This window comes from Nonomuraea sp. NPDC050540 (assembly GCF_044457485.1).
Taxonomy (GTDB): domain Bacteria; phylum Actinomycetota; class Actinomycetes; order Streptosporangiales; family Streptosporangiaceae; genus Nonomuraea.
The window spans coordinates 762,049-781,220 of record NZ_JBITHA010000002.1; the positions used below are offsets into that span (position 1 = coordinate 762,049).

Sequence of the window (19,172 nt, forward strand, 5' to 3'; positions counted from 1 at the left end):
ATTAGGTCACTATGGGAGGGTACGACCTTAACCCCACTTCGCGAAACCAAGCGCGTACGTTCCGTCACTTCGCCTTTCCGACATTCCTTCACATTCTGACCTGGCCAGAACCTACTTCTAGAACCCCATACGGCCCCCGACCTCGCGCGATGCCCGCCGCGACCAAGGGCTCCAGGATCTTTTACGGCTCAGGCTCGACCGCGACCGCCGCGGCCGCCTCCGGCCCCTGCTCCAGCAGCACGCCGAAGCCCCGCTCGTCCAGGACGGGCACGCCGAGCGACACCGCCTTGTCGTACTTCGACCCGGCGTTCTCCCCCACCACCACGAACGCGGTCTTCTTGGAGACCGAACCGGCCACCTTGCCGCCGCGCGACTCGATCTCCCGCGCGGCCGAGTCGCGGGTGTGGCCCTCCAGCGTTCCGGTGACCACGAGCGTCAGCCCCTCCAGCGTCTGCGGGGCGGTCGCCCGCGCGGGCTCGTCGTCCTCCATGCGCACGCCCGCCGCCCGCCACCGCTCGACGATCTCGCGGTGCCAGCCGACCTCGAACCACTCCTTGATCGTGGCGGCCATGTTGGGCCCGATGTCCTTGATCGCGGCCAGCTCGTCCACCGAGGCGTTCATGATGGCGTCGATCGAGCGCATCGCCGAAGCCAGCGCGCGCGCCGTCGGCGGCCCCACGTGCCGGATCGACAACGCCACCAGCACCCGCCACAGCTCCTTGTCCTTGGCCGCCTCCAGCTGCTCGCGCAGGCTGAGCGCGGCCATCGACGGCTCACCGTTGGCGTTGGAGAACAGCGAGACGACCTTGGGCTCGCCGGTCTTCTCGTCGATCTTGGGCACGCCGGTGTCCTGGTCGCGGACGATCGAGCGGATCGGGATCAGCTTGTCGAGCGTCAGGTCGAACAGGTCGGCCTCGGTACGCAGCACCGGCTCCTGCCCGGCCACCGGCTGGGTGAGCGCCGTCGCGGCAACGTACCCCAGGCCGCCGATGTCGAGGGCGTTGCGGCGAGCGGCGAAGAAGACTCGCTCGCGCAGCTGCGCCGGGCAGTGCTGGGCGTTCGGGCAGCGCAGGTCGGCGTCGCCCTCCTTCTCGTAGGCCAGCGCGGTGCCGCAGGCCGGGCAGTGCGCCGGCATCGTGAACTCGCGCTCGCCGCCGTCGCGCAGGGCGAGCACCGGCCCGACGATCTCGGGGATGACGTCTCCGGCCTTGCGCAGCACCACGGTGTCGCCGATGAGCACGCCCTTGGCCTTCACCACCGCCGCGTTGTGCAGCGTTGCCCGTTCCACCGTCGATCCGGCCACCACGATCGGCTCCATGACCGCGAACGGCGTGACCCGCCCGGTCCTGCCGACGCCCACGTGGATGTCGAGCAGCTTGGTGTTGACCTCCTCGGGCGGATACTTGTAGGCGATCGCCCAGCGCGGCGCCCGCGAGGTCGAGCCCAGCTCACGCTGGGTGCGGAAGGCGTCGACCTTCACCACGACGCCGTCGATCTCGTACGCCGGGTCGTGCCGGTGCACCCGGTAGTGCTCGATGAAGGCGTTGACCTCGGTGAGACCGGCCACCACCTGGTACAGGTCGGAGACCGGCAGCCCGAAGGCCCGCAGCCGGTCGTAGACGTCCGACTGCGCCTTCGGCTCCTCGGCGCCCTCCCAGACCCCGATCCCGTGCACGATCATGCGCAGCGGGCGCTGGGCGGTGACGCGCGGGTCCTTCTGCCGCAGCGTGCCCGCCGCCGCGTTGCGCGGGTTGGCGAACAGCGGCTTGCCCTCCGCGCCCAGCTGCTCGTTGAGCTGGGCGAAGTCGGCCACCGGGATGTACACCTCGCCGCGTACCTCCACCAGCGACGGAATGTCGTCGCCCCGGAGCCGGTGCGGCACCCCCTGGATCGTGCGCACGTTCGGGGTCACGTCGTCACCTGTGCGCCCGTCGCCGCGGGTCGCTCCGCGCTCCAGCTTCCCGTCCCGGTAGACCAGCGCGATCGCCAGCCCGTCGATCTTCAGCTCGCACAGGTACGGCCCCGCGTCCCCCTCGGCCAGCCGTTCCGCCCGCGCGCTCCAAGCGGCCATGTCGGCCTCGTTGAAGGCGTTGTCCAGGCTCTCCATCCGCGCGATGTGCTGCACCTTGGCGAAATCGCCCGACGGCGGCGCGCCCACCTTCTGCGTGGGCGAGTCGGGCGTGCGCAGCGTGGGGTCGATCTCCTCCAGCGAGAGCAGTTCACGAAACCACTCGTCGAACTGGGCGTCGCTCACCGTCGGATCGTCGAGCACGTAATACCGCCAGCGAGCTTCTTCGACCAGTTCGCTCACTTCCGCGTGCCTCTTACGGGCATCGCCCGGCGCTTCGGCGGTCATCCCCGTACTCCCCTCGTTCAACGTTCAGAGAGAACGCTATCCAAGGGAGCGGCGGTCAGGAAAAGACATTGGGGTCCCTGCCGCGCACCCCTGTCTCGTGCGAATTGATCCGCTCGACTTTCGCGCCCATCTCGGTGATCTTCCGGCTGGTGTTGATGACGATCGTGCCGGTGTCCGTACCGGGCCCGGGATTGTAGATCTCACGACTGCCCCGGCCGCCGCCCTCGGTCCTGTAGTAGATGGTCAGCCGCGTGTCCCACCCGGGTCCGCCGTCCTCCAGGGAGTAGCGGACGCGGTACCTCTTGAACCCTTTTCTCCTGGGGCTGATCTTGAGTGTCGCGTCGGCCCGGTGAGAAGGCGACGGAAGGGGCACCGTTCTGCTGCTGCTCTCCACCATTTCCCGCCTCTCCTAACACGTGGTCAGTGCGCAGGCCGCGATCAACGGCTGGTCGATCACATCGGCCAAATAGCGGAAATCCCATTCGACAACCCCGCTTTGGACGCTACTTGCGACCATCGCGTACGTGCCAGGCCCAAAGGCGACCCCTTCCCCGGCCCTGGACAGCGTGTGCACGCGGCGGGGTCCGGAACGGTCCCGGATGAGCCAGACGGCGACCGTCTCGTCCAGGGCGGCCGTCGCGGCGACGCGGCCGTCGGGGCTGATCGCCACCTCGTGGACCGGGCCGCCGTGCCCGCCCATCGAGCCCGCCGCGTCCAGTCGCGTGCCCCCGCTCACCTCCCACAGCACCGCCTTCCTGTCCTCGCCGCCGCTCACCACCACGTCCCCGCGTACGGCCAGCGCCCGCACGTCACCGGAGTGCCCCGCACCGGTGGCGGTACGGCGGGGCCGTACGGGATCACGCAGATCCCACAGCGCCAGCCGCCCGTCCGTCCCGCCCACGACCCCGAACCCGTCGCCCAGCGCGACCACGGAGGCGGCGCCCGTCCCGGGCAGGCGGCTCTCCAGCCCGGTCGCCGCCGACCACAGGACCACCCCGCCGGGCCCGCTCATCAGGGCCAGGCGGCCGTCGGGGCTGAGCGCGACCGAGCGCAGCCGCATCCCCGCGGCCAGCGTCAGCGATCCGGCCGGACGGCGCAGCGTCGCGCCGGACTCGCCGCCGACCAGAGCCGTGGTCCCGTCCGCGCTCAGCGCCACCGCCGTCGCCTCCGGAAGCCTCGCCACCTCGCCCCCCGGGCCCCAGAGGGTGGCGCCTTCACGGTCGTGGGTCAGCTTCATCGGCCCGCCCACCGCGATCTGGTCCGCCGTGCCGGGCAGGACCTTCCTGCCGGGCGGGTCGGCGTAGCGCCAGAGGATGGCGCTGGTGTCGCCGCCGCCCGTGAGCAGCCGCCCGCCGGGTCCGAACCCGACCGCGGTCACCTCGGCGGTGTGCCCGGCCAGCCGGGTCCTGATCTGCGGGAAGCGCGGGTCGGCCAGGTCCCAGACGATGACCGAGTAGTCGTCGCCGGCGGTGGCCAGCATGGTGCCGTCCGGCGCGAAGGCGACGTCGCCGACGAAGCCCTCGTGCCCGGTCAGGTAGCCGACCAGCTCGGGCCGGCCGCGTACGTCCCAGACGCGCTCGCCCACCACGGCCAGGTCGCCGTCCGCGCGCAACGCGACGCCGAGGCTCGGGTTGCTCTCCGTCTCCGGCACGGGCAGCGGCTCCGAGGTTCCGGCGCCCAGGCGCCAGACGCGCCCCGCGCCGGACCCGTCGGACGCCACCAGCACCTCACCGGCCACGGCCAGGTCGGTGACCGGAGGGCCGAAGTGGGAGAGCATCTCCGGCGTGCCGCGCACGTCCCACAACTGCACGCCCCGGTCCGTGGCCACGGCCACCCGGTCGCCGCCCGCGTAGAACTCCGCGTGGTGGCCGGGATCGCCCAGAACCGCCTCCAGCCGGGGCGACGGGCCGGTCAGGTCCCAGATCTCCGGCGCCGTCTCACGCCAGGACACCACCGCCCGGCCGTCCGGGCCGAAGCGGGCCGCGTAGACCGAGCCCTTGCCGGTGGCGGGCAAGGTGGCGAGCCTGGTGCGTTTGTCCAGGTCCCAGAGATGGAGTGCGCCCTGGAAGTCGCCGGTCAGGGCCCTGGCGCCGTCCGGGCTGACGGCGACCGCGTTGACCGAGGCGGTGAACCCGGTCAGGCGGGCGCGGTAGGCCATGCTGAGCGCGTCGGCGGCGAGGGCGGACTCCGTCACGGTTCCGGCGTCGGTTCTGACCGCCTCGATGCCGAGGCGGAGGGCGGCGGGTGGGTCGGCCTGCCGTACGACGTCGGCCTGGAAGACCTTCGCGCGCGCGGCGGCCGTGCGGCGCTCGCGCTCGGCGTCCTGATATTTGAGTACGGCCGCCGCGGAAGCGATCAGCGACACCACGAGCAGCCCGCTCAGCACGGACACCAGCGCCACCCGCAGCCGGGCCCGCCGCCTGGCCAGCGCCTGCGAGGCGGCCAGGAACCGGGCCACCAGCGGTCCGGGCCGCCGCCCCGCCGCCCATTCGCGGGCCAGCTCCAGCCGCGAGCCCCGATACAGTCCCGCCGCGTCGCCCTCCCACGCGCGGGCCGCCTCGACCAGGCGCTGCTCGACCAGGAGCGCGGCCCGGTCGTTCTCGATCCAGTCGCGCAGCGCCGGCCAGGCGGTCAGCAGCGCCTCGTGGGTGATCGTGACGTGCTCGCCGTCCAGCGTGAGCAGGCGGGCGTCGTCGGCGGCGAACGCGGCGATCGCCTCCTCGGCGGGCAGCTCAGCGGCGGGCAGTTCCAGGGCGAGCTGGTCGCGGGTGAGGCGGCGGCGGGTGTCGTCGGTGCCGTCGCCGACGTGCACCAGCCGCAGGAACAGCGCCTTCGCGCGGCCGGGATCGGGCAGCGAGGCCAGCACGTCGTCGGCGGTGGCGGCGAGCGCGCCGTGGATGCCGCCGGTCTGGCGGTATCCGGCCACGGTCAGGACGGTTCTGCGCCGCTGCTGCCAGGTGGTCAGCAGCGCGTGGGAGAGCAGCGGCAGCCGTCCCGGCTCCTGGCCGAGGTCGCGCAGCAGCAGCTCGGCCAGACCCGGCTCCAACGTCAGCCCGGCCGCCGCGGCGGGGCGTTCGACGGCGGCGCGTAACTCGTCCTCGGTCATCGCGCCGACCACGACCTGGCCGCGTTCCAGCGCGGTGCGCAGGGCCGGGTGCTCGGCGCAGCGGCCGAGGAAGTCGGCGCGGACCGCCAGCACGGTCAGGCCGGGACGGGCGCAGACGCGCGCGGCGGCGTCCAGGTCCTCCTCGAACTGGTCGACGATCAGCACGTCCACGTCGCCCGGCAGGGGGTCGCCCGGCCTGATCACCGCGGCGGAGCGCGGGCCGCCCATCGCGCCCTGGCGCAGCGCCGGGACCAGGCCCGCGCGCAGCAGCGAGGACTTGCCCGACCCCGACGGCCCGGTGACGATCAGCGGCGCCGGGTCGGCCTCGCGTTCGGCCAGCCGCCTGACCAACTCGGCGACCAGGCGGTCCCGGCCGAAGAACAGCGCCGCGTCCGTCTCGCCGAACGCGGCCAGGCCCTTGTAGGGCGCGCCCTCCGGCAGGCTGGACGGCGACAGCCGTACACCGTCGGGAGAAAGCCCGTGGGCGGGGTTGCGGGCGAGCGCGAGCTCGCCCACGCGGCCGGTGGAGCGGGCGCGCGGGCGCGGAAACCCGGCCGCGGGCAGCGTGCGGCTCAGATGCCGGTGGACGTGCTGCAGCGTCAGGTACGGCGGGCCGCCCGGATCCCCCTCCCGCAGCAGGCGCAGCAAGGCCCCGGAGAAGGCCGTGTACCTGGCGCCCTCCGGGGCGAAGGAGGGCTCGCTGCGCCCGGCCGAGGTCAGCACGTACGCGCCGGTGATCTCGGTGAGCCCGGCCACCTCGTCGAGCGCGGACATGCCCTCGATGGCCCGGCCGGAGAAGCAGCAGTCGAGGACCACCGCGACCGGCGCGTCCACGTTGTCGAGGAGGTAGCGCCGCACGGTGTCATACGGCAGAGCCGTGTGTTCCAGGTGGAGCGGCCCGGAACGGGTGACACCGGCGGCGAGATGAAGCGAGCCACGACGGCTGACAAGGCCGTGGCCCACGTAATACACGATCAGCGGGCCGCCCGCGGCGGCCGCCGCCTGGGAGACGGCGGCGCCCAGCTCCAGCGGACTCGCCAGATCGAGCCCGACCCGGACGTCGGCCAGCCCGCACGTCTCCAGCAACACCGCACGCAGGTCGTGGAGGGTACGAGCGACCGCGGGGAGGTCCGGCAGGTCGGATTCTGGACGATGCGTGCCCGTGCCGATCAGCAGCGCGCTGGCGCCCGCGAAGTCACCGGCTCTCACGCATCGAGTTCAGCACAATCTCGCGATCGCGCCATGGGTAGGGCCCTACTCAGCCACCTGGGGTCTCAGCCTTGGGCCCCAGACTGGGCATTGGGCCCCAGACTGGGCCCCGGGCCTCAGCCGCCTTGGGCCCAGACGCCGTCCCAGCCGGAGCACCTTCCGGTGATCTTGGTGGCGGTGCCGCGGCAGACCTTGCCCTCGATGGAGAGCATGTAGCCGGTGCTCAGGGAGAACGCCAGCGGCTTGGTGCCCGAGCAGTTCCTGTAGGTCTTCTTGCCCTGGCCGCCGCTCTCCTTGGTCCAGCGGAACTTCAGCCAGGAACATCCCTTCTTGCCGGGGAAGTCGTAGAGCTTGCCGGAGACGGTGAAGCCGGGCCGGTCGAGGACGACCTTGCCCTTGGCCTTGCCCGCGCGGTCAGCGGAATAGATGGAGCCCCAGCTCCAGGTCTCGGGGTTGGCCGAGGCCATGGCTGGCGCCGCCAGCGTCGCCGACGCGAAGAGGAGGGTCGCGCCGACGGCCATGGTGCGAAAAATCATGATTCCGAGGCTAGTCAGGCGCCTTGCATCCCGCTTGCAGGATCATCCCGCAGCACCTCCGCCGCCTTGTGGCAGGCGCGCAGCGCCGCCCGCGCGTACCGGGGAGAGGCCCCGGCCAGCCCGCACGCGGGCGTGAGCGTGACCCGGTCGGCCAGATCACCCGGCGCGAACCCGAGCCGCCGCCACATCTCCACCGCCGGACCGGCCACCGCACCGACGTCCGGCAGCGGCGCGTCCGTGCCCGGCACCACGCCCAGCAGGAACACCAGCCCGGCCTCGACGGCCTCGCCGATCGCGTCGTCGTCGCGCCGCCGCAGCAGCGAGGCGTCCATGGAGACCCCGCGCACCCCGGCCCGCCGCAGCAGGCCGAAGGGCACACCCGGCGCGCAACAGTGCACCAGCGGCGCCTCGAACCCCTTCAGCGACTCCTCCACCCGCCATTCCTCGACCGCGGCCAGCCGCCCGAACCCCGAGGCCGTCGGCACCGTGCCCCTCAGCACGCCGGGCAGTCCGGGCTCGTCGAGCTGGAGCACCACCTCGCTCACCCCGGGCAGCCGCTTCCTGACCTCGGCCAGATGCTCCTGAACTCCCTGGGCGAGAGAAGCGGTCAGATCCCGCACCGCCCCGGCGTCGGACAACATCTTGTCGCCGTGGCGCAGCTCGATCGTGGCGGCCAGCGTCCACGGCCCGCACCCCTGCACCTTGAACGGCCCCTCGAACCCCTGCCCCAGCTCTTCCAGCCCGTCGAGGTCACGGCGCAGGTGGTCGGCCGCGCGGTGGTGATCACGTCCGGGCCGGTCCGTCAGCCGCCAGCCCGACGGCTGCACCTCGACCGCCAGATCGACGAGCATCGAGGCCGTCCGCCCGACCATGTCCGCGCCCACGCCCCTGCCCGGAAGCTCCGGCAGATAAGGCAACCCGGGCACCTCACCGAACACCACACGCAGCGCCTCCAGATGATCTTCACCCGGATGCGAACCAACCCCGGTAGCCTCCCACGCAGTCATGGCCCCCAGCCTAGTTATCGTGGGGACCATGGAGCTCACCAAGTACGGACACGCGTGCGTGCGGCTGGAGAAGGACGGAAAGGTCCTGATCATCGACCCGGGCGTCTTCACCGAGGACCCGGTCCTGGACGACGCCGACGCCGTCCTCATCACCCACGCCCACTTCGACCATCTCGACACCGAGCGCCTGAAGGCCGCCTCCCCCGACATCGAGGTCTGGACCTGCGCGGAAGTGGCCGCCGCCCTGACCGACGCGCCCATGAAGATCCAGACGGTGAAGCACGGCGACACCTTCACCACCGCCGGATTCACCGTGAGCACCCACGGCGAATGGCACGCCGCCAACCACCCCGACATGCCGATCGCCAACAACGTCGGGTTCCTGGTGGACGAAGAGCTCTTCTACCCCGGGGACGCGCTGACGGTGCCCGAGGCGCGGGTGGGAACACTGCTGGTGCCTACCGGGGCGCCATGGTTGAAGCTGTCGGAGATGGTGGAGTACCTGCGCACGATCCGCCCGGCGCGCGCGTACTCGACGCACGACGCGCTGTACAGCGAGGTGGGCCTGACCTTGGTCGACAACTGGCTCAAAATGGAAGCCGACCGCCAGGGCGCCGACATCCGCCGCCTCCCCCTCCGCTCCCCAACGACCCTCTCCTGACCCGTCCCTGTCCGTCGCGTTGCCTTCATACGGGCGCCTGCCCGTCGCGTTGCCTTCTCAAAGGCGCCTGCCCGTCGCGTTGCCTTCTTAAGGGCGCCTATCCGTTACGGCAAGCCGCCCCACCGCCACCCGCCGTCGTGGGCTGACGCAGGTCGGGGGGATCGCTTCTCACGTCGGACGTGGTCCCCACCGCAACGGCCCCCTTGACCAGCTCCCGTGGTCAATCACCGGCTCGAAGGCACGCTTCCGGGGGCCCACCCCTCCTCACCCACACGATGGCCACGCGGCTGGGAGCGCAGACCGACGCGTACGTGAGCGGGGCAGGGTGAGGTGCGCGCCCGAATGCGCAGGGCGGAGGCGTGTGTTTGGGGTGAGGCGGGGGTGGGGTTAGGAGGAGGAGGTGATGGTGGCGGAGCCTATGACCGTGTCGCCCGTGTACAGGACGGCGGCCTGGCCGCCGGCCACGCCCGTGGCCGGGCGGGCCAGCGTGATGTGGAGGTCGTCGCCGGTCTGCTCGTAGTGGCAGTCGTAGACCTCGCCGTGGGCGCGGAGCTGGACCGTGACCGGGCCGGTGGCGGCGGGGCCGTTCCAGAGAGGCCGGACGCAGTGGATCCTCGTGACCTCGAGCGCCGCGCGCGGGCCCACCGTCACGGTGTTGGAGACCGGCTCGATCGACAACACGTAGCGGGGGCGGCCGTCGGGGGCGGGGCGGTCGATGTGCAGGCCCTTGCGCTGGCCGACCGTGAACCCGTGCGCCCCTTGGTGGGCGCCCACCACCTCGCCGTCCTGGTCGAGGATGCGGCCAGGCTCGGAGCCGAGGCGCTTGGCCAGGAAGCCGCGGGTGTCGCCGTCGGCGATGAAGCAGATGTCGTGGCTGTCGGGCTTGTCGGCCACGGTCAGGCCGCGGCGGGCGGCCTCCTCGCGCACCTGCGCCTTGGTGGAGTCGCCGAGCGGGAAGATCGCGTGGCTGAGCTGCTCGCGGGTGAGCACGCCGAGCACGTACGACTGGTCCTTGGCCATGTCCGGGCTCCTGGACAGCACCCCGTCGGCCAGCTTCGCGTGATGCCCGGTGGCCACCGCGTCGAACCCCAGCGCCAGCGCCCGATCCAGCACCGCCTCGAACTTGATCTTCTCGTTGCACCGCAGGCACGGGTTCGGCGTGCGTCCCGCGGCGTACTCGGCCACGAAGTCCTCGACCACGTCCCGCTGGAAACGCTCGGCCATGTCCCAGATGTAGAACGGAATCCCGATCACGTCCGCGGCCCGGCGGGCGTCGCGGGAGTCCTCGACCGTGCAACACCCACGCGCGCCGGTACGGTGCGATTGAGGGTTGGCCGACAGAGCCAGATGCACACCGGTGACATCATGACCGGCCTCGGCGATCCGGGCAGCGGCCACGGCAGAGTCGACGCCGCCCGACATGGCGGCAAGCACACGAAGTCCCATGACCCAACCAGCGTACCCGCTCAACCACGCCACCCTTTTCCCCTCCCACCCCAAGGACAGACACCCCAGACCCAAGACCAGACCCACCAGCCCACGACGTCCCCACCCGGGGCGACGGACAAAGACCCGGCAGACAAGGCGACCGTGCGAGCGAGCCAACGGAGCCCACAAGCGGGACCCTGCAAGCGGGCCAACAGGGCCAACGGAGGCCGTTGCGGTGGGGACCACGTCCGACGTGAGAAGCGATCCCCACGATCGGCGCCCGCGCACGACGGCGGGTGGCGGTGGGGCGGCTTGCCGTAACGGAAAGGCGGCCCTAACGGAAAGGCGGCCGTAACGGGAAGCGCGCCGTGAGAAGGGCACCGCGGAACGCGCCGTGAGAGGGGCGGACGCTGCCACGAAGAGAGAAGAGACGGAGGAAGGGGTGCGGGGGCTCTGAGAGAATGACGGGTTATGCGACTGTTCGGGCGCAAGGACGACGAGGACCAGGAGCCGGTCATGCCCGGTGATCTCATTGCCGACTTCTGGGTGTGGTGGGAGCGGACGCGGCCACAGCTGGACGGCATGGTGGCGGCCGAGGAGCCGGAGCGGCTGGCCGAGGCGCTGGAGCCGGCCGTCGCGGCGGTGCATCCGGGGCTCGTGTACGAGATCGCGCCGGGCCGGGGTGCGGCCCACGCGCTGGTCGTGACCGCTGCCGGGGACGCCGAGCTGCGGTCGCTGGCGCACCGGTGGGCCAAGGCGGCGCCGCCGGCGGATCTGCTGTGGGAGTTCCATCCGTCGCGGCAGGCCAATCCGCTGGCGCTGGAGCTGACGCTGGATGTGGGCGGCAAGGAGTTCGCGCTGGAGGAGCTGATGCTGGGGCTGCGCGTGCCGCGCGGATCGGCGCGGATCGACGTGGCCGCCTACCACCCGGTGTTCAGCGATCTTGACGACGAGACGCGCATGGAGGCGGCGCTGCTGGCGCTCGACTGGCTGCTCGGCGAGGACGATGTGGCCCGCTGGATCGGTGAGATCACCGCGGCGACGTTCGAGCCGATCGACGCCGTCTCGGCGGCTCATCTGCGGGCCGTCGTCGACGACGTGGCCTCGGGGTATGACGAGGAGCAGTGGGCGCTGCTGGAGGGGCAGACGGCGGGTGGCGCGCCGCTGGTCGCCACGACGCGGTATCCGCTGCGGCCCGTCGACCATCCGATGTTCGACCAGCACATCCAGATCACGCTCCCCTACTCCCACCGCGACGAGAACGGCCTGCCGGTCGGCGACTCGCTCATCGCGCTGCGCGACTTCGAGGAACGGCTGGCCGCCCGCCTGACCAAGCTCCACGCCGACGCGATCCTGGCGGCGCACCTGAGCGCCGAGGGTCACCGGGTGATCCACCTGTACGCGGACCCGACGGGCGAGGCGGCCATCCACGCCAAGGAGCTCATCGTCAGCTGGCAGGAGGGCGATCCGGTGGTGGACGTCGACTCCGATCCCGCCTGGGTGTCGGTGGCGCCGTTCCTGTCCTGAGCGGCAGGGTGACGGTGAAGACGGTGCCCTCTCCCGGGGCGCCGGCGGCCGTCACCGTGCCGCCGTGGGCGGTGACGATGCTGCGGACGATGGCCAGGCCGAGTCCGCTGCCGCCGCCCTTTCTGCTGCGGGAGCGGTCGGCCCGCCAGAAGCGGTCGAAGACGTGGGGCAGATCTTCGGGGGCGATGCCGGTGCCGGTGTCGGCCACCTCGATCGCCATCTGATCGCCGAGCGGGCGGCCGGTCAGCGCGATGTGGCCGCCGGGCGGGGTGTGGCGGATGGCGTTGGTGACCAGGTTGCCCACGGCTTGGCGCAGCCGTACCGGGTCGGCTTCGAGGGTGAGGCCGGGGGCGGCGGTGACGGTCAGGGTGAGGCCGGGCGCGGGGTGGGCGGCGGCCACCTGGTCGAGCAGGTCGCGCAGGTCGGCGGGCTCGGGGTGGAGGCGGAGCCTGCCCGCGTCGGCGATCGACAGGTCCTGCAGGTCGTCGATGATGTGTTGCAGCAGGAGCGACTCCTTGAGCAGGCGCCGCGTGTCCAGGGGGGCGACGCCGTCTTCCACCGCCTCCAGCCAGCCGCGGATGTTGCTGAGCGGGGTGCGCAGTTCGTGGGCGACGTCGCTGACCATGTCCTTGCGCAGCGCCTCCAGGCGGAGCCGGTGCTCGGCCATCTCGTTGAAGGCCGCGGCGAGGTCGCCGAGTTCGCCGCCCGCCGACACGCTGACCTTGGCGGCGCCGTCCTCGCGCATGCGGTGGACGGCGGCGGTCAGGGCGCGTAGCGGGTGGATGACGCGGGTGGCCAGGTAGAAGCTGATGGCGGCGCTCAGCACCAGGATGGCGGCGGCCACGGCGGCGATGCGGGCGGTGTTCCCCGGCGAGAGGTTCAGGGCGGGGGCGGTGGGCGCCGACTCGATGAACAGCCAGGCCGCGGGGGCCACGTGGGAGCGCAGTTGCTCGCGGCGGCTGGTGTCGAGGCAGCCGTTGACGCCTTCGGCGACGGGGCCGCCGACGACCGCGGGGCGGGTCCAGGTCCAGGTGAGGTCGCGGGAGAGCTTGACGGGGTCGCGGCCTTCGCGGTTCAGGCAGGCGTTGACCAGGGAGTTGAGCTGGCGCAGGGCCTTGGCCTCGGTGCGGGTGGAGCGGGTGAGCTCGTACTTGGTGCACGCGTCCCGGACCGGGGTGGGTTCTGTGCCTTCCACCTCGACGTCAGGACGGCCGGACGGGCTGGTCACCGCCTTGGCGTCGAACCCGGTGCGGCGCAGGCACTCCACGCGCAGCTGGGCGAGCCGGCGCAGCGCGCGTACCTCGGCGGTGCGCAGGGTGAACGGGCCGGTGGCTCTGGGGTCGATGCGGTCGGGGCCGGCCGAGGGCAGCAGCGCGGTGTCCACGGCCAGCGGGTCGACCACGGCGGAAGGGGTCGCGGGCGGGGTGCCGGGGGCGGAGGCGGCGATCGGGCGGCGGTCGTGGGTGGTCAGCGTGATCTTGCGGCCGGTCTTGGCGGCGAGGTCGGCGACGACCCGGTCCACGCCGTTCCACGCGGGGTGGCGGGCGGCGTAGGCGAGGAGGGTGTCGTAGACGCGGGTGTCCTCGGCGAGTGCCTGGCCGCGCTGCTGCTGGATGGCGCCCGAGGTCAGGGTGCTGACGACCCAGGCGGTCGCGGCGACGGAGCAGACGGCCACGAGGACGGAGGCGGCGAGCAGCTTGACCCGCAGCCCGCTACGGCGCCGCATCGACGAGCTTGTAGCCGACGCCGTAGACGGTCAGCAGGGTGACGGGGCGGCGGGGGTCGGGCTCGAGCTTCTTGCGGAGGTTCATCACGTGCATGTCGACCGTGCGCTCGGTGATGTAGCGGTCGAATCCGTGGATGTGCTCCAGGAGCTGGCGGCGGGTGAAGACCCGTTCCGGTTCCGCCGCCATGGCCGCCAGGAGCTGGAACTCGCCGGGGGTGCACTCGACGGGCCGGCCGCCCTGCCGTACCTGGTGGCGGAGGGGGTCGATGAGCAGGTCTCCGATGGCGTGCACCGGGGAGGCGGCGCGCACGCGGCGGCGCAGGAGGGCGCGGGCGCGCGCCATCAGCTCACGCGGGCTGAACGGCTTGGTCATGTAGTCGTCGGCGCCCAGGTCGAGGCCGAGCAGCAGGTCGTCCTCGGTGCTGCGGGCGGTCAGCATGAGCAGCGGCACGTCGGACTCGGCGCGCAGCACGCGGCAGACGTCCAGGCCGTCCACCCGGGGCAGCATGAGGTCGAGGATGACCAGGTCGGGCTCGGCGGCGCGGGCGGCGTCAATGGCGGCGCGGCCGTCGTGCACGGCGGTGACCCGGTGTCCCTCGTGTTCGAGGTAGCGGCGGATCAGCTCGGCCTGGCCCTCGTCATCCTCGGCGATCAAGACATGTGCCCCCATGCGCTTCACGGTATGTGACAAGACAGGTTTCCCATGTCGTCCTGACAAGTCCCTTAAAAGCGGGCGGCAGGGTGAGGCCCATGAAGCTCACCCAAGCACTCGCCATCGCCGGTCTCACCGCCGTCACGCTGGGCGGCGGCATGGTCGCGGCGCACGCCGCGACCCCCAGCCCGGCGCCCGCTCCCGCCAAGAGCCCCGCACCCGCGCCTGTCGCGGACAAAGCGGAGAAGGGCGTACGGCTCCCGCTCGACTACACCGAGTCCCGGCTTCTGCGCCTGAGGGAGGTCTACAACCGCTGCCTCAAGGCGCAGGGCGTGAAGTTCACCTCGGCCCCGGCGGTCGTGGGGCCGGGCGGCATCGGCGTCCCGGCCAAGGGCCAGGAGGCCAAGGTGAAGCGTTGCGCGGACAAGCGGGTGCTGATGCCCAAGGCGATGGACCCCAGGTACAACCGGAACTACGACGCCGACTTCCGTGAGTGGGTACGCCTGCTCAACGCCGCCGGGGTCAAGGTGAAGGCCGTGAAGGGCGGCTGGGAGTACACCGAGACCCCGAAGATGGGCAAGGCGGAACGCCTGGAGATCGAGCGGCGCACCCGCGTCGAGGCCTTCTCCTAGCCGGCCCTGGCCAGCTCGCGCTCCTCGCCCCGCTCCGGCATCCTCACGGGGGCGAGCAGGCGCGGGCGCGGCAGGAAGCGGGCGGCCAGCGCGATCAGCAGGCCGAGCACCACGGCCAGACCCAGCGCGGTGCGCAGTGAGGTCACGTCGGACAGGAACCCGATCACCACGGGACCGAGCAGCAGTCCGGCGTACCCCATCGCGCCCGCCTGGGCGATCGCGCGCCCGGGGGTGTCCGTGGCGGTTCCCGCCATGGACATCGTCACCGGTGCGATCGTGGCGACGCCGAGGCCGACGAAGAACATCGCGGCCAAGGCCATGATCGGCGTCGCCGCGGTCAGCACGATGGCGAAGAAGGCGGCCGTGGCCAGCCCGGAGGCGGTCATCAGGCCCTTCACCCCGAAGCGGGAGCGCAGGCGGTCACCGGTGAGCCGTGCCAGCAGCATGCCGGCCTCGAAGATCGGGTAGCCGAGCGCGGCCAGCGCCTCGGGGGCGCCGAGCGAGTCGCGCATGAACAGGCCGTTCCAGTCGGCCACGGTGCCCTCGACCATGAAGGCGAAGAACATGATGGCGCCGAGCAGGTAGACGACCGGGGGCAGGCGCTTCTTGCCGGTTTCCCTCGTGGAGCCCGCGACGGGCTTGTCGGCCAGGTACGAACGGCTCACCCACACCATGACGGGCAGCGAGACGAGGGCGATGAGCGCCAGGTTGGCGGTCAGCGACAGCCCCGAAGCGATCGACAGGGAGCCGATCACACCCGCGCCGATGGCGCCGACGCACCAGCCCGCGTGCATGCTGTTCATGAGCGGCCGGCCGTACGCCTGCTCGACCGCCGAGCCCTGGGCGTTCATGGCGATGTCGACCGCGCCGAACGCCATGCCGAACAGCACCGCGGTCACCAGCAGCAACGGCAGGTTGGGCGCGAAGGCGAGTCCGAGCAGGGAGAGCGCGGTCAGGGGACCGCCGACCCGCAGGACCGCCCCGCTGCCCGCGCGGCTCATGACGCCGCGCATCGCCTGCATGCTGACGAGCGCGCCGAGACCCCAGGCGAGCAGTACGCCGCCCACCTCCGCCGCGGACAGACCGAGTTTGTCGGTCAGCGCGGGGATGCGCACGGTCATGGTGCCCACCATCAAGCCAGCAAGGACAAAGGTGAGGATTGCCCCGAAACGGGCAGTCCTCAGGTCGCGGGTCATCACAGGTTCCTTTCACACACACGAAGAAGAGGGGCACGGCCGCCGGGCCGTACCCCTTGTCAGGAAGGGTTTCGCTCAGAGGAGCGCGAGCAGTCGCCGCTCAAGCGCGGCGAGCTCCTCCTCCGAATGCAGGCTCGGGTCGTGGCTGGCTACGTCCCACAGGCCCTCACAGGCCAGGCGGACGATCTGGGCGGCGACCGGGTCGGGCTCGTCCCTGATGCCCTCGGAATGCCAGCGGCTCATGGCCTCACGCAGCGGCGTGAGCAGGAACATGTTCCCGGAGGCTCCGGTCACCACGGCCCATCGTCGGAGCCGGCCGGAGCGGATCGCCGCCATCGTGGCGCCCAGGTAGCGTTTGGTATAGGTGTCGTACGGCTGCGCCGCCATCAGCTCGTCGAAGTCGCCGATGAGGCGTTCGGCCATCGCTTTGATCAGCGCTTCCTTGGTGCTGAAGTGATAGAGCAGCCCGCCCTTGCTCACTCCCGCACGGTCGGCCACGGCGGCCAGCGTGAGCGCGTCGGAGCCATGGTCACAGAGGAGTCCCTCCGCGGCATCCAGCAACTCGTCTCTACGCATACCTGACACTGTACCGTCCGGACGGTACAGTAGCAAGCGAGATACCCTGGACGGGTGACCAGACCGTCGGCCTACCTTGATCACGCGGCGACCACCCCCATGCTCCCCGAGGCGATCGAGGCCATGACGGAGCAACTCGGCCGCGTGGGCAACGCCTCCTCCCTGCACGCCGCCGGCCGCCAGACGCGCCGGATCGTCGAGGAGTCACGCGAGTCCATCGCCGAAGCCCTCGGCGCCCGCCCCAGCGAGGTCGTCTTCACCTCCGGCGGCACCGAAGCCGACAACCTCGCCATCAAGGGCCTGTACTGGTCGCGCCGCCCCGCCGACCGCATCCTCATCAGCTCCGTCGAGCACCACGCCGCCCTCGACCCGGCCCAGTGGCTCGAACGCAGCCAGGGCGCCCGCGTCACCCTCCTGCCCGTCGACCCGGCGGGCCGCGTCGACCCGGCGGAGCTGCGCGCGGCGATCGCCGAGGACCCGTCCGGCGTGGCCGTGGTCAGCGTCATGTGGGCCAACAACGAGGTCGGCACCGTCCAGCCCGTGCGCGAACTGGCCGGCGCCGCCCACGAGCACGGCATCCCCTTCCACACCGACGCCGTGCAGGCCATCGGCCAGCTGCCCGTCTCCTTCGCCGCGTCCACGGCCGACGCGCTCACGCTGACCGGGCACAAGATCGGCGGCCCGATGGGCGTCGGCGTCCTGCTGCTGGCCAGGGGGCTGACCCCGGTCTCCGTCCTCCACGGCGGCGGCCAGGAGCGCGACGTACGCTCCGGCACCCTCGACGCCCCCGCCATCGCCGGGCTCGCCGCCGCGGTGCGCGTGGCCGTACGCGATCAGGAACACGAGCACGCCCGCCTGACCGCCCTGCGCGACACCCTCATCCAGCGGGTACGGCAGGCCGTCCCCGACGTCGTGCTCAACGGCGACCCCGTCGACCGGCTGCCCGGCAACGCCCACTTCTCCTTCCCCGGCTGTGAGGGCGACGCCCTGCTCATGCTCCTGGACGCCAAGGGCGTGGAGTGCTCGACCGGCTCCGCCTGCTCGGCGGGGGTCGCCCAGCCCTCCCACGTCCTGCTGGCCATGGGCGCCGACGCGGCCGCCGCGCGCGGTTCGCTCCGCTTCACGCTGGGCCACACCTCCACCCCGGAGGACGTCGACCGCCTGGTGGACGTCCTCCCCGCCGCCGTCGAACGCGCCCGCCGGGCGGGCCTGTCGTGACCGGCAAGGTCCCCTTCGACGTCGCCGCCTACCACGAACGCGTCCAGGGCAACCCGTGCTTCATCTGCGCGATCGTGGCCGGTGACCCCGCCTACGACGTGGAGAAGGTCTTCTACGAGGACGAGCGCCACCTGGCCTTCCTCGCCCGCTACGCGACCCTGCCCGGGGCAACTCCCACCTGCACTGGCACGTGGCGGCGCTGCCGCCGGGCGTTCCGTACGAGCGGCAGCAATACCACGCGCTGATGGCCGAGAACGGTGTCCTGGAGTGGAGTCCCGAGGAGGGCGAACTCCTGGCCGCACGCCTCAGGCGGGCGCTCGGGTGAAAGCGGGCGGCGCCGGAGCCCGCGAGGGGTCCGGCGCCGCCCGTGTGCCTACTTGCGCTTGTTGACCTCTTCGGTCAGCTGCGGCACGACCTGGTGGAGGTCGCCCACCACGCCGTAGTCCGCGAGCTCGAAGATCGGCGCCTCGGGGTCCTTGTTGATCGCGACGATGGTCTTCGCGGTCTGCATGCCGGCCCGGTGCTGAATGGCGCCGGAGATGCCCGCCGCCACGTACAGCTGCGGCGAGACCGTCTTGCCGGTCTGGCCCACCTGGAACTGGTGGGGGTACCAGCCGGCGTCCGTCGCGGCGCGCGAGGCGCCCACGGCGGCGCCGAGCGCGTCGGCCAGGCCCTCGATGACCGAGAAGTTCTCGGCCGAGCCCACACCTCGGCCGCCGGAGACCACGATGGCGGCCTCGGTCAGCTCGGGGCGCGCGCCCTTCTCCTGCTTGACCCGGTCGACCACCTTGGCCGCGCGGGCGGCGTCGGACAGCGCGACCGCGACCTCCTCGACGGCGCCGGCGCCGGCCGCGGCCACGGGGGCCGTGGAGTTGGGGCGTACGGCGACGATCGGGGTGCCCTTGGCCACCTTCGACTTGACGTTGACGCCACCGCCGAAGATCGACTGGTCGGCCACGAAGCCGTCGCCGAGGCCGACGGCGTCGGTGATGACGCCGGAGTCGGTCTTGACGGCCAGGCGGCCGGCGATCTCCTTGCCCTCGGCCGTGGCGGCGACCAGGACGGCGGCGGGCGCGGCCGCGGAGACCAGCTGCGCGAGCAGCTCGGCCTTCGGGGCCACGACATAGTCCACGATCTCCTGGGCGGAGGCGTTGTAGACCTTGTCGGCGCCGTACTCGGCGAGCTTGGCCGTGGCGGCGTCGCTCAGGCCGGGACCCGCCCAGACGGCCGACGGGGAGCCGAGGGACTTGGCCAGGGTCAGCAGCTCAAGCGTGACCTTCTTGACCTCGCCGTCGACGTGTTCGACCAGAACGAGAATTTCCGACATATCAGCAAACCCCCG

General features: G+C 72.0%; 16 protein-coding genes. 5 read left to right on the plus strand and 11 right to left on the minus strand.

The features are described from left to right. Window positions 1-181: 181 nt before the first annotated feature. The 5 genes from ligA to ACIBI5_RS09885 form a co-directional block, all read right to left on the minus strand. Window positions 182-2,356 carry an NAD-dependent DNA ligase LigA gene (gene ligA / locus ACIBI5_RS09865; RefSeq protein ID WP_397245081.1) on the minus strand — a complete coding sequence of 725 codons (2,175 nt, stop codon included), beginning with the start codon at window positions 2,354-2,356 and terminating at the stop codon, window positions 182-184. A gap of 55 nt (window positions 2,357-2,411) precedes the next feature. Further along, the gene (locus tag ACIBI5_RS09870; RefSeq protein ID WP_397245083.1) at window positions 2,412-2,753 is read right to left on the minus strand and encodes a hypothetical protein; all 342 of its coding nucleotides are present in this window, start codon (window positions 2,751-2,753) and stop codon (window positions 2,412-2,414) included. A gap of 12 nt (window positions 2,754-2,765) precedes the next feature. Beyond that, entirely contained in the window at window positions 2,766-6,671 is a 3,906-nt protein-coding gene (locus tag ACIBI5_RS09875; protein ID WP_397245085.1) for a hypothetical protein, read from the minus strand. Window positions 6,672-6,787: 116 nt separating this feature from the next. Then, window positions 6,788-7,207 (minus strand): hypothetical protein, encoded by a 420-nt coding sequence (locus tag ACIBI5_RS09880; protein ID WP_397245087.1) that lies wholly within the window; start codon window positions 7,205-7,207, stop codon window positions 6,788-6,790. A gap of 14 nt (window positions 7,208-7,221) precedes the next feature. Beyond that, window positions 7,222-8,214, minus strand: coding sequence for a methionine synthase (locus tag ACIBI5_RS09885; protein WP_397245089.1), 993 nt, complete (start codon window positions 8,212-8,214; stop codon window positions 7,222-7,224). A 28-nt stretch (window positions 8,215-8,242) separates the two neighbouring features. On the opposite strand from ACIBI5_RS09885, the gene ACIBI5_RS09890 reads away from it, so the two are divergent. After that, window positions 8,243-8,875 (plus strand): MBL fold metallo-hydrolase, encoded by a 633-nt coding sequence (locus ACIBI5_RS09890; protein ID WP_397245091.1) that lies wholly within the window; start codon window positions 8,243-8,245, stop codon window positions 8,873-8,875. Between the two features lie 387 nt (window positions 8,876-9,262). On the opposite strand, the gene mnmA is transcribed toward ACIBI5_RS09890, so the two are convergent. Further along, window positions 9,263-10,321, minus strand: coding sequence for a tRNA 2-thiouridine(34) synthase MnmA (gene mnmA, locus ACIBI5_RS09895; protein WP_397245093.1), 1,059 nt, complete (start codon window positions 10,319-10,321; stop codon window positions 9,263-9,265). A 453-nt stretch (window positions 10,322-10,774) separates the two neighbouring features. On the opposite strand from mnmA, the gene ACIBI5_RS09900 reads away from it, so the two are divergent. Beyond that, the gene (locus ACIBI5_RS09900) at window positions 10,775-11,830 is read left to right on the plus strand and encodes a DUF695 domain-containing protein (protein ID WP_397245095.1); all 1,056 of its coding nucleotides are present in this window, start codon (window positions 10,775-10,777) and stop codon (window positions 11,828-11,830) included. Here the strand turns inward: ACIBI5_RS09900 and ACIBI5_RS09905 are convergent. Both ACIBI5_RS09905 and ACIBI5_RS09910 read right to left on the minus strand, forming a co-directional pair. Then, complete coding sequence (locus ACIBI5_RS09905) at window positions 11,751-13,556, minus strand: sensor histidine kinase (RefSeq protein WP_397245097.1); 1,806 nt, start codon at window positions 13,554-13,556, stop codon at window positions 11,751-11,753. The two genes, ACIBI5_RS09900 and ACIBI5_RS09905, sit on opposite strands and share 80 nt — an antisense overlap. Further along, complete coding sequence (locus ACIBI5_RS09910; RefSeq protein ID WP_397245099.1) at window positions 13,543-14,226, minus strand: response regulator; 684 nt, start codon at window positions 14,224-14,226, stop codon at window positions 13,543-13,545. The genes ACIBI5_RS09905 and ACIBI5_RS09910 overlap by 14 nt, the downstream gene beginning before the upstream one ends. A gap of 80 nt (window positions 14,227-14,306) precedes the next feature. On the opposite strand from ACIBI5_RS09910, the gene ACIBI5_RS09915 reads away from it, so the two are divergent. Next, entirely contained in the window at window positions 14,307-14,840 is a 534-nt protein-coding gene (locus tag ACIBI5_RS09915) for a hypothetical protein (protein WP_397245101.1), read from the plus strand. Here ACIBI5_RS09915 and ACIBI5_RS09920 read toward each other — a convergent pair. Further along, complete coding sequence (locus ACIBI5_RS09920; protein WP_397245103.1) at window positions 14,837-15,961, minus strand: MFS transporter; 1,125 nt, start codon at window positions 15,959-15,961, stop codon at window positions 14,837-14,839. The two genes, ACIBI5_RS09915 and ACIBI5_RS09920, sit on opposite strands and share 4 nt — an antisense overlap. Before the next feature lie 150 nt (window positions 15,962-16,111). Continuing rightward, entirely contained in the window at window positions 16,112-16,612 is a 501-nt protein-coding gene (locus ACIBI5_RS09925; protein WP_397103071.1) for a TetR/AcrR family transcriptional regulator, read from the minus strand. Window positions 16,613-16,666: 54 nt separating this feature from the next. Between ACIBI5_RS09925 and ACIBI5_RS09930 the strand changes: the two genes are divergently transcribed. Together ACIBI5_RS09930 and ACIBI5_RS09935 are read left to right on the plus strand one after the other, a co-directional pair. Next, the gene (locus tag ACIBI5_RS09930) at window positions 16,667-17,830 is read left to right on the plus strand and encodes a cysteine desulfurase family protein (protein WP_397245105.1); all 1,164 of its coding nucleotides are present in this window, start codon (window positions 16,667-16,669) and stop codon (window positions 17,828-17,830) included. Continuing rightward, window positions 17,827-18,075, plus strand: a complete 249-nt coding sequence (locus tag ACIBI5_RS09935) for a hypothetical protein (protein ID WP_397245107.1) — start codon at window positions 17,827-17,829, stop codon at window positions 18,073-18,075. Before ACIBI5_RS09930 ends, ACIBI5_RS09935 begins: the two co-directional genes overlap by 4 nt. 128 nt (window positions 18,076-18,203) lie before the next feature. Here the strand turns inward: ACIBI5_RS09935 and ACIBI5_RS09940 are convergent, their stop codons facing one another. Continuing rightward, the gene (locus tag ACIBI5_RS09940; protein ID WP_397245110.1) at window positions 18,204-19,157 is read right to left on the minus strand and encodes an electron transfer flavoprotein subunit alpha/FixB family protein; all 954 of its coding nucleotides are present in this window, start codon (window positions 19,155-19,157) and stop codon (window positions 18,204-18,206) included. Window positions 19,158-19,172: the final 15 nt, after the last annotated feature.

Coding starts and splice junctions, on each gene's coding strand:
- ligA (WP_397245081.1), bottom strand. CDS start 2,356: ATGACCGCCGAAGCGCCGGGCGATGCCCGTAAGAGGCACGCGGAAGTG.
- ACIBI5_RS09870 (WP_397245083.1), bottom strand. CDS start 2,753: ATGGTGGAGAGCAGCAGCAGAACGGTGCCCCTTCCGTCGCCTTCTCAC.
- ACIBI5_RS09880 (WP_397245087.1), bottom strand. CDS start 7,207: ATGATTTTTCGCACCATGGCCGTCGGCGCGACCCTCCTCTTCGCGTCG.
- ACIBI5_RS09885 (WP_397245089.1), bottom strand. CDS start 8,214: ATGACTGCGTGGGAGGCTACCGGGGTTGGTTCGCATCCGGGTGAAGAT.
- ACIBI5_RS09890 (WP_397245091.1), top strand. CDS start 8,243: ATGGAGCTCACCAAGTACGGACACGCGTGCGTGCGGCTGGAGAAGGAC.
- mnmA (WP_397245093.1), bottom strand. CDS start 10,321: ATGGGACTTCGTGTGCTTGCCGCCATGTCGGGCGGCGTCGACTCTGCC.
- ACIBI5_RS09900 (WP_397245095.1), top strand. CDS start 10,775: ATGCGACTGTTCGGGCGCAAGGACGACGAGGACCAGGAGCCGGTCATG.
- ACIBI5_RS09905 (WP_397245097.1), bottom strand. CDS start 13,556: ATGCGGCGCCGTAGCGGGCTGCGGGTCAAGCTGCTCGCCGCCTCCGTC.
- ACIBI5_RS09910 (WP_397245099.1), bottom strand. CDS start 14,226: ATGGGGGCACATGTCTTGATCGCCGAGGATGACGAGGGCCAGGCCGAG.
- ACIBI5_RS09915 (WP_397245101.1), top strand. CDS start 14,307: ATGAAGCTCACCCAAGCACTCGCCATCGCCGGTCTCACCGCCGTCACG.
- ACIBI5_RS09920 (WP_397245103.1), bottom strand. CDS start 15,961: ATGACCGTGCGCATCCCCGCGCTGACCGACAAACTCGGTCTGTCCGCG.
- ACIBI5_RS09925 (WP_397103071.1), bottom strand. CDS start 16,612: ATGCGTAGAGACGAGTTGCTGGATGCCGCGGAGGGACTCCTCTGTGAC.
- ACIBI5_RS09940 (WP_397245110.1), bottom strand. CDS start 19,157: ATGTCGGAAATTCTCGTTCTGGTCGAACACGTCGACGGCGAGGTCAAG.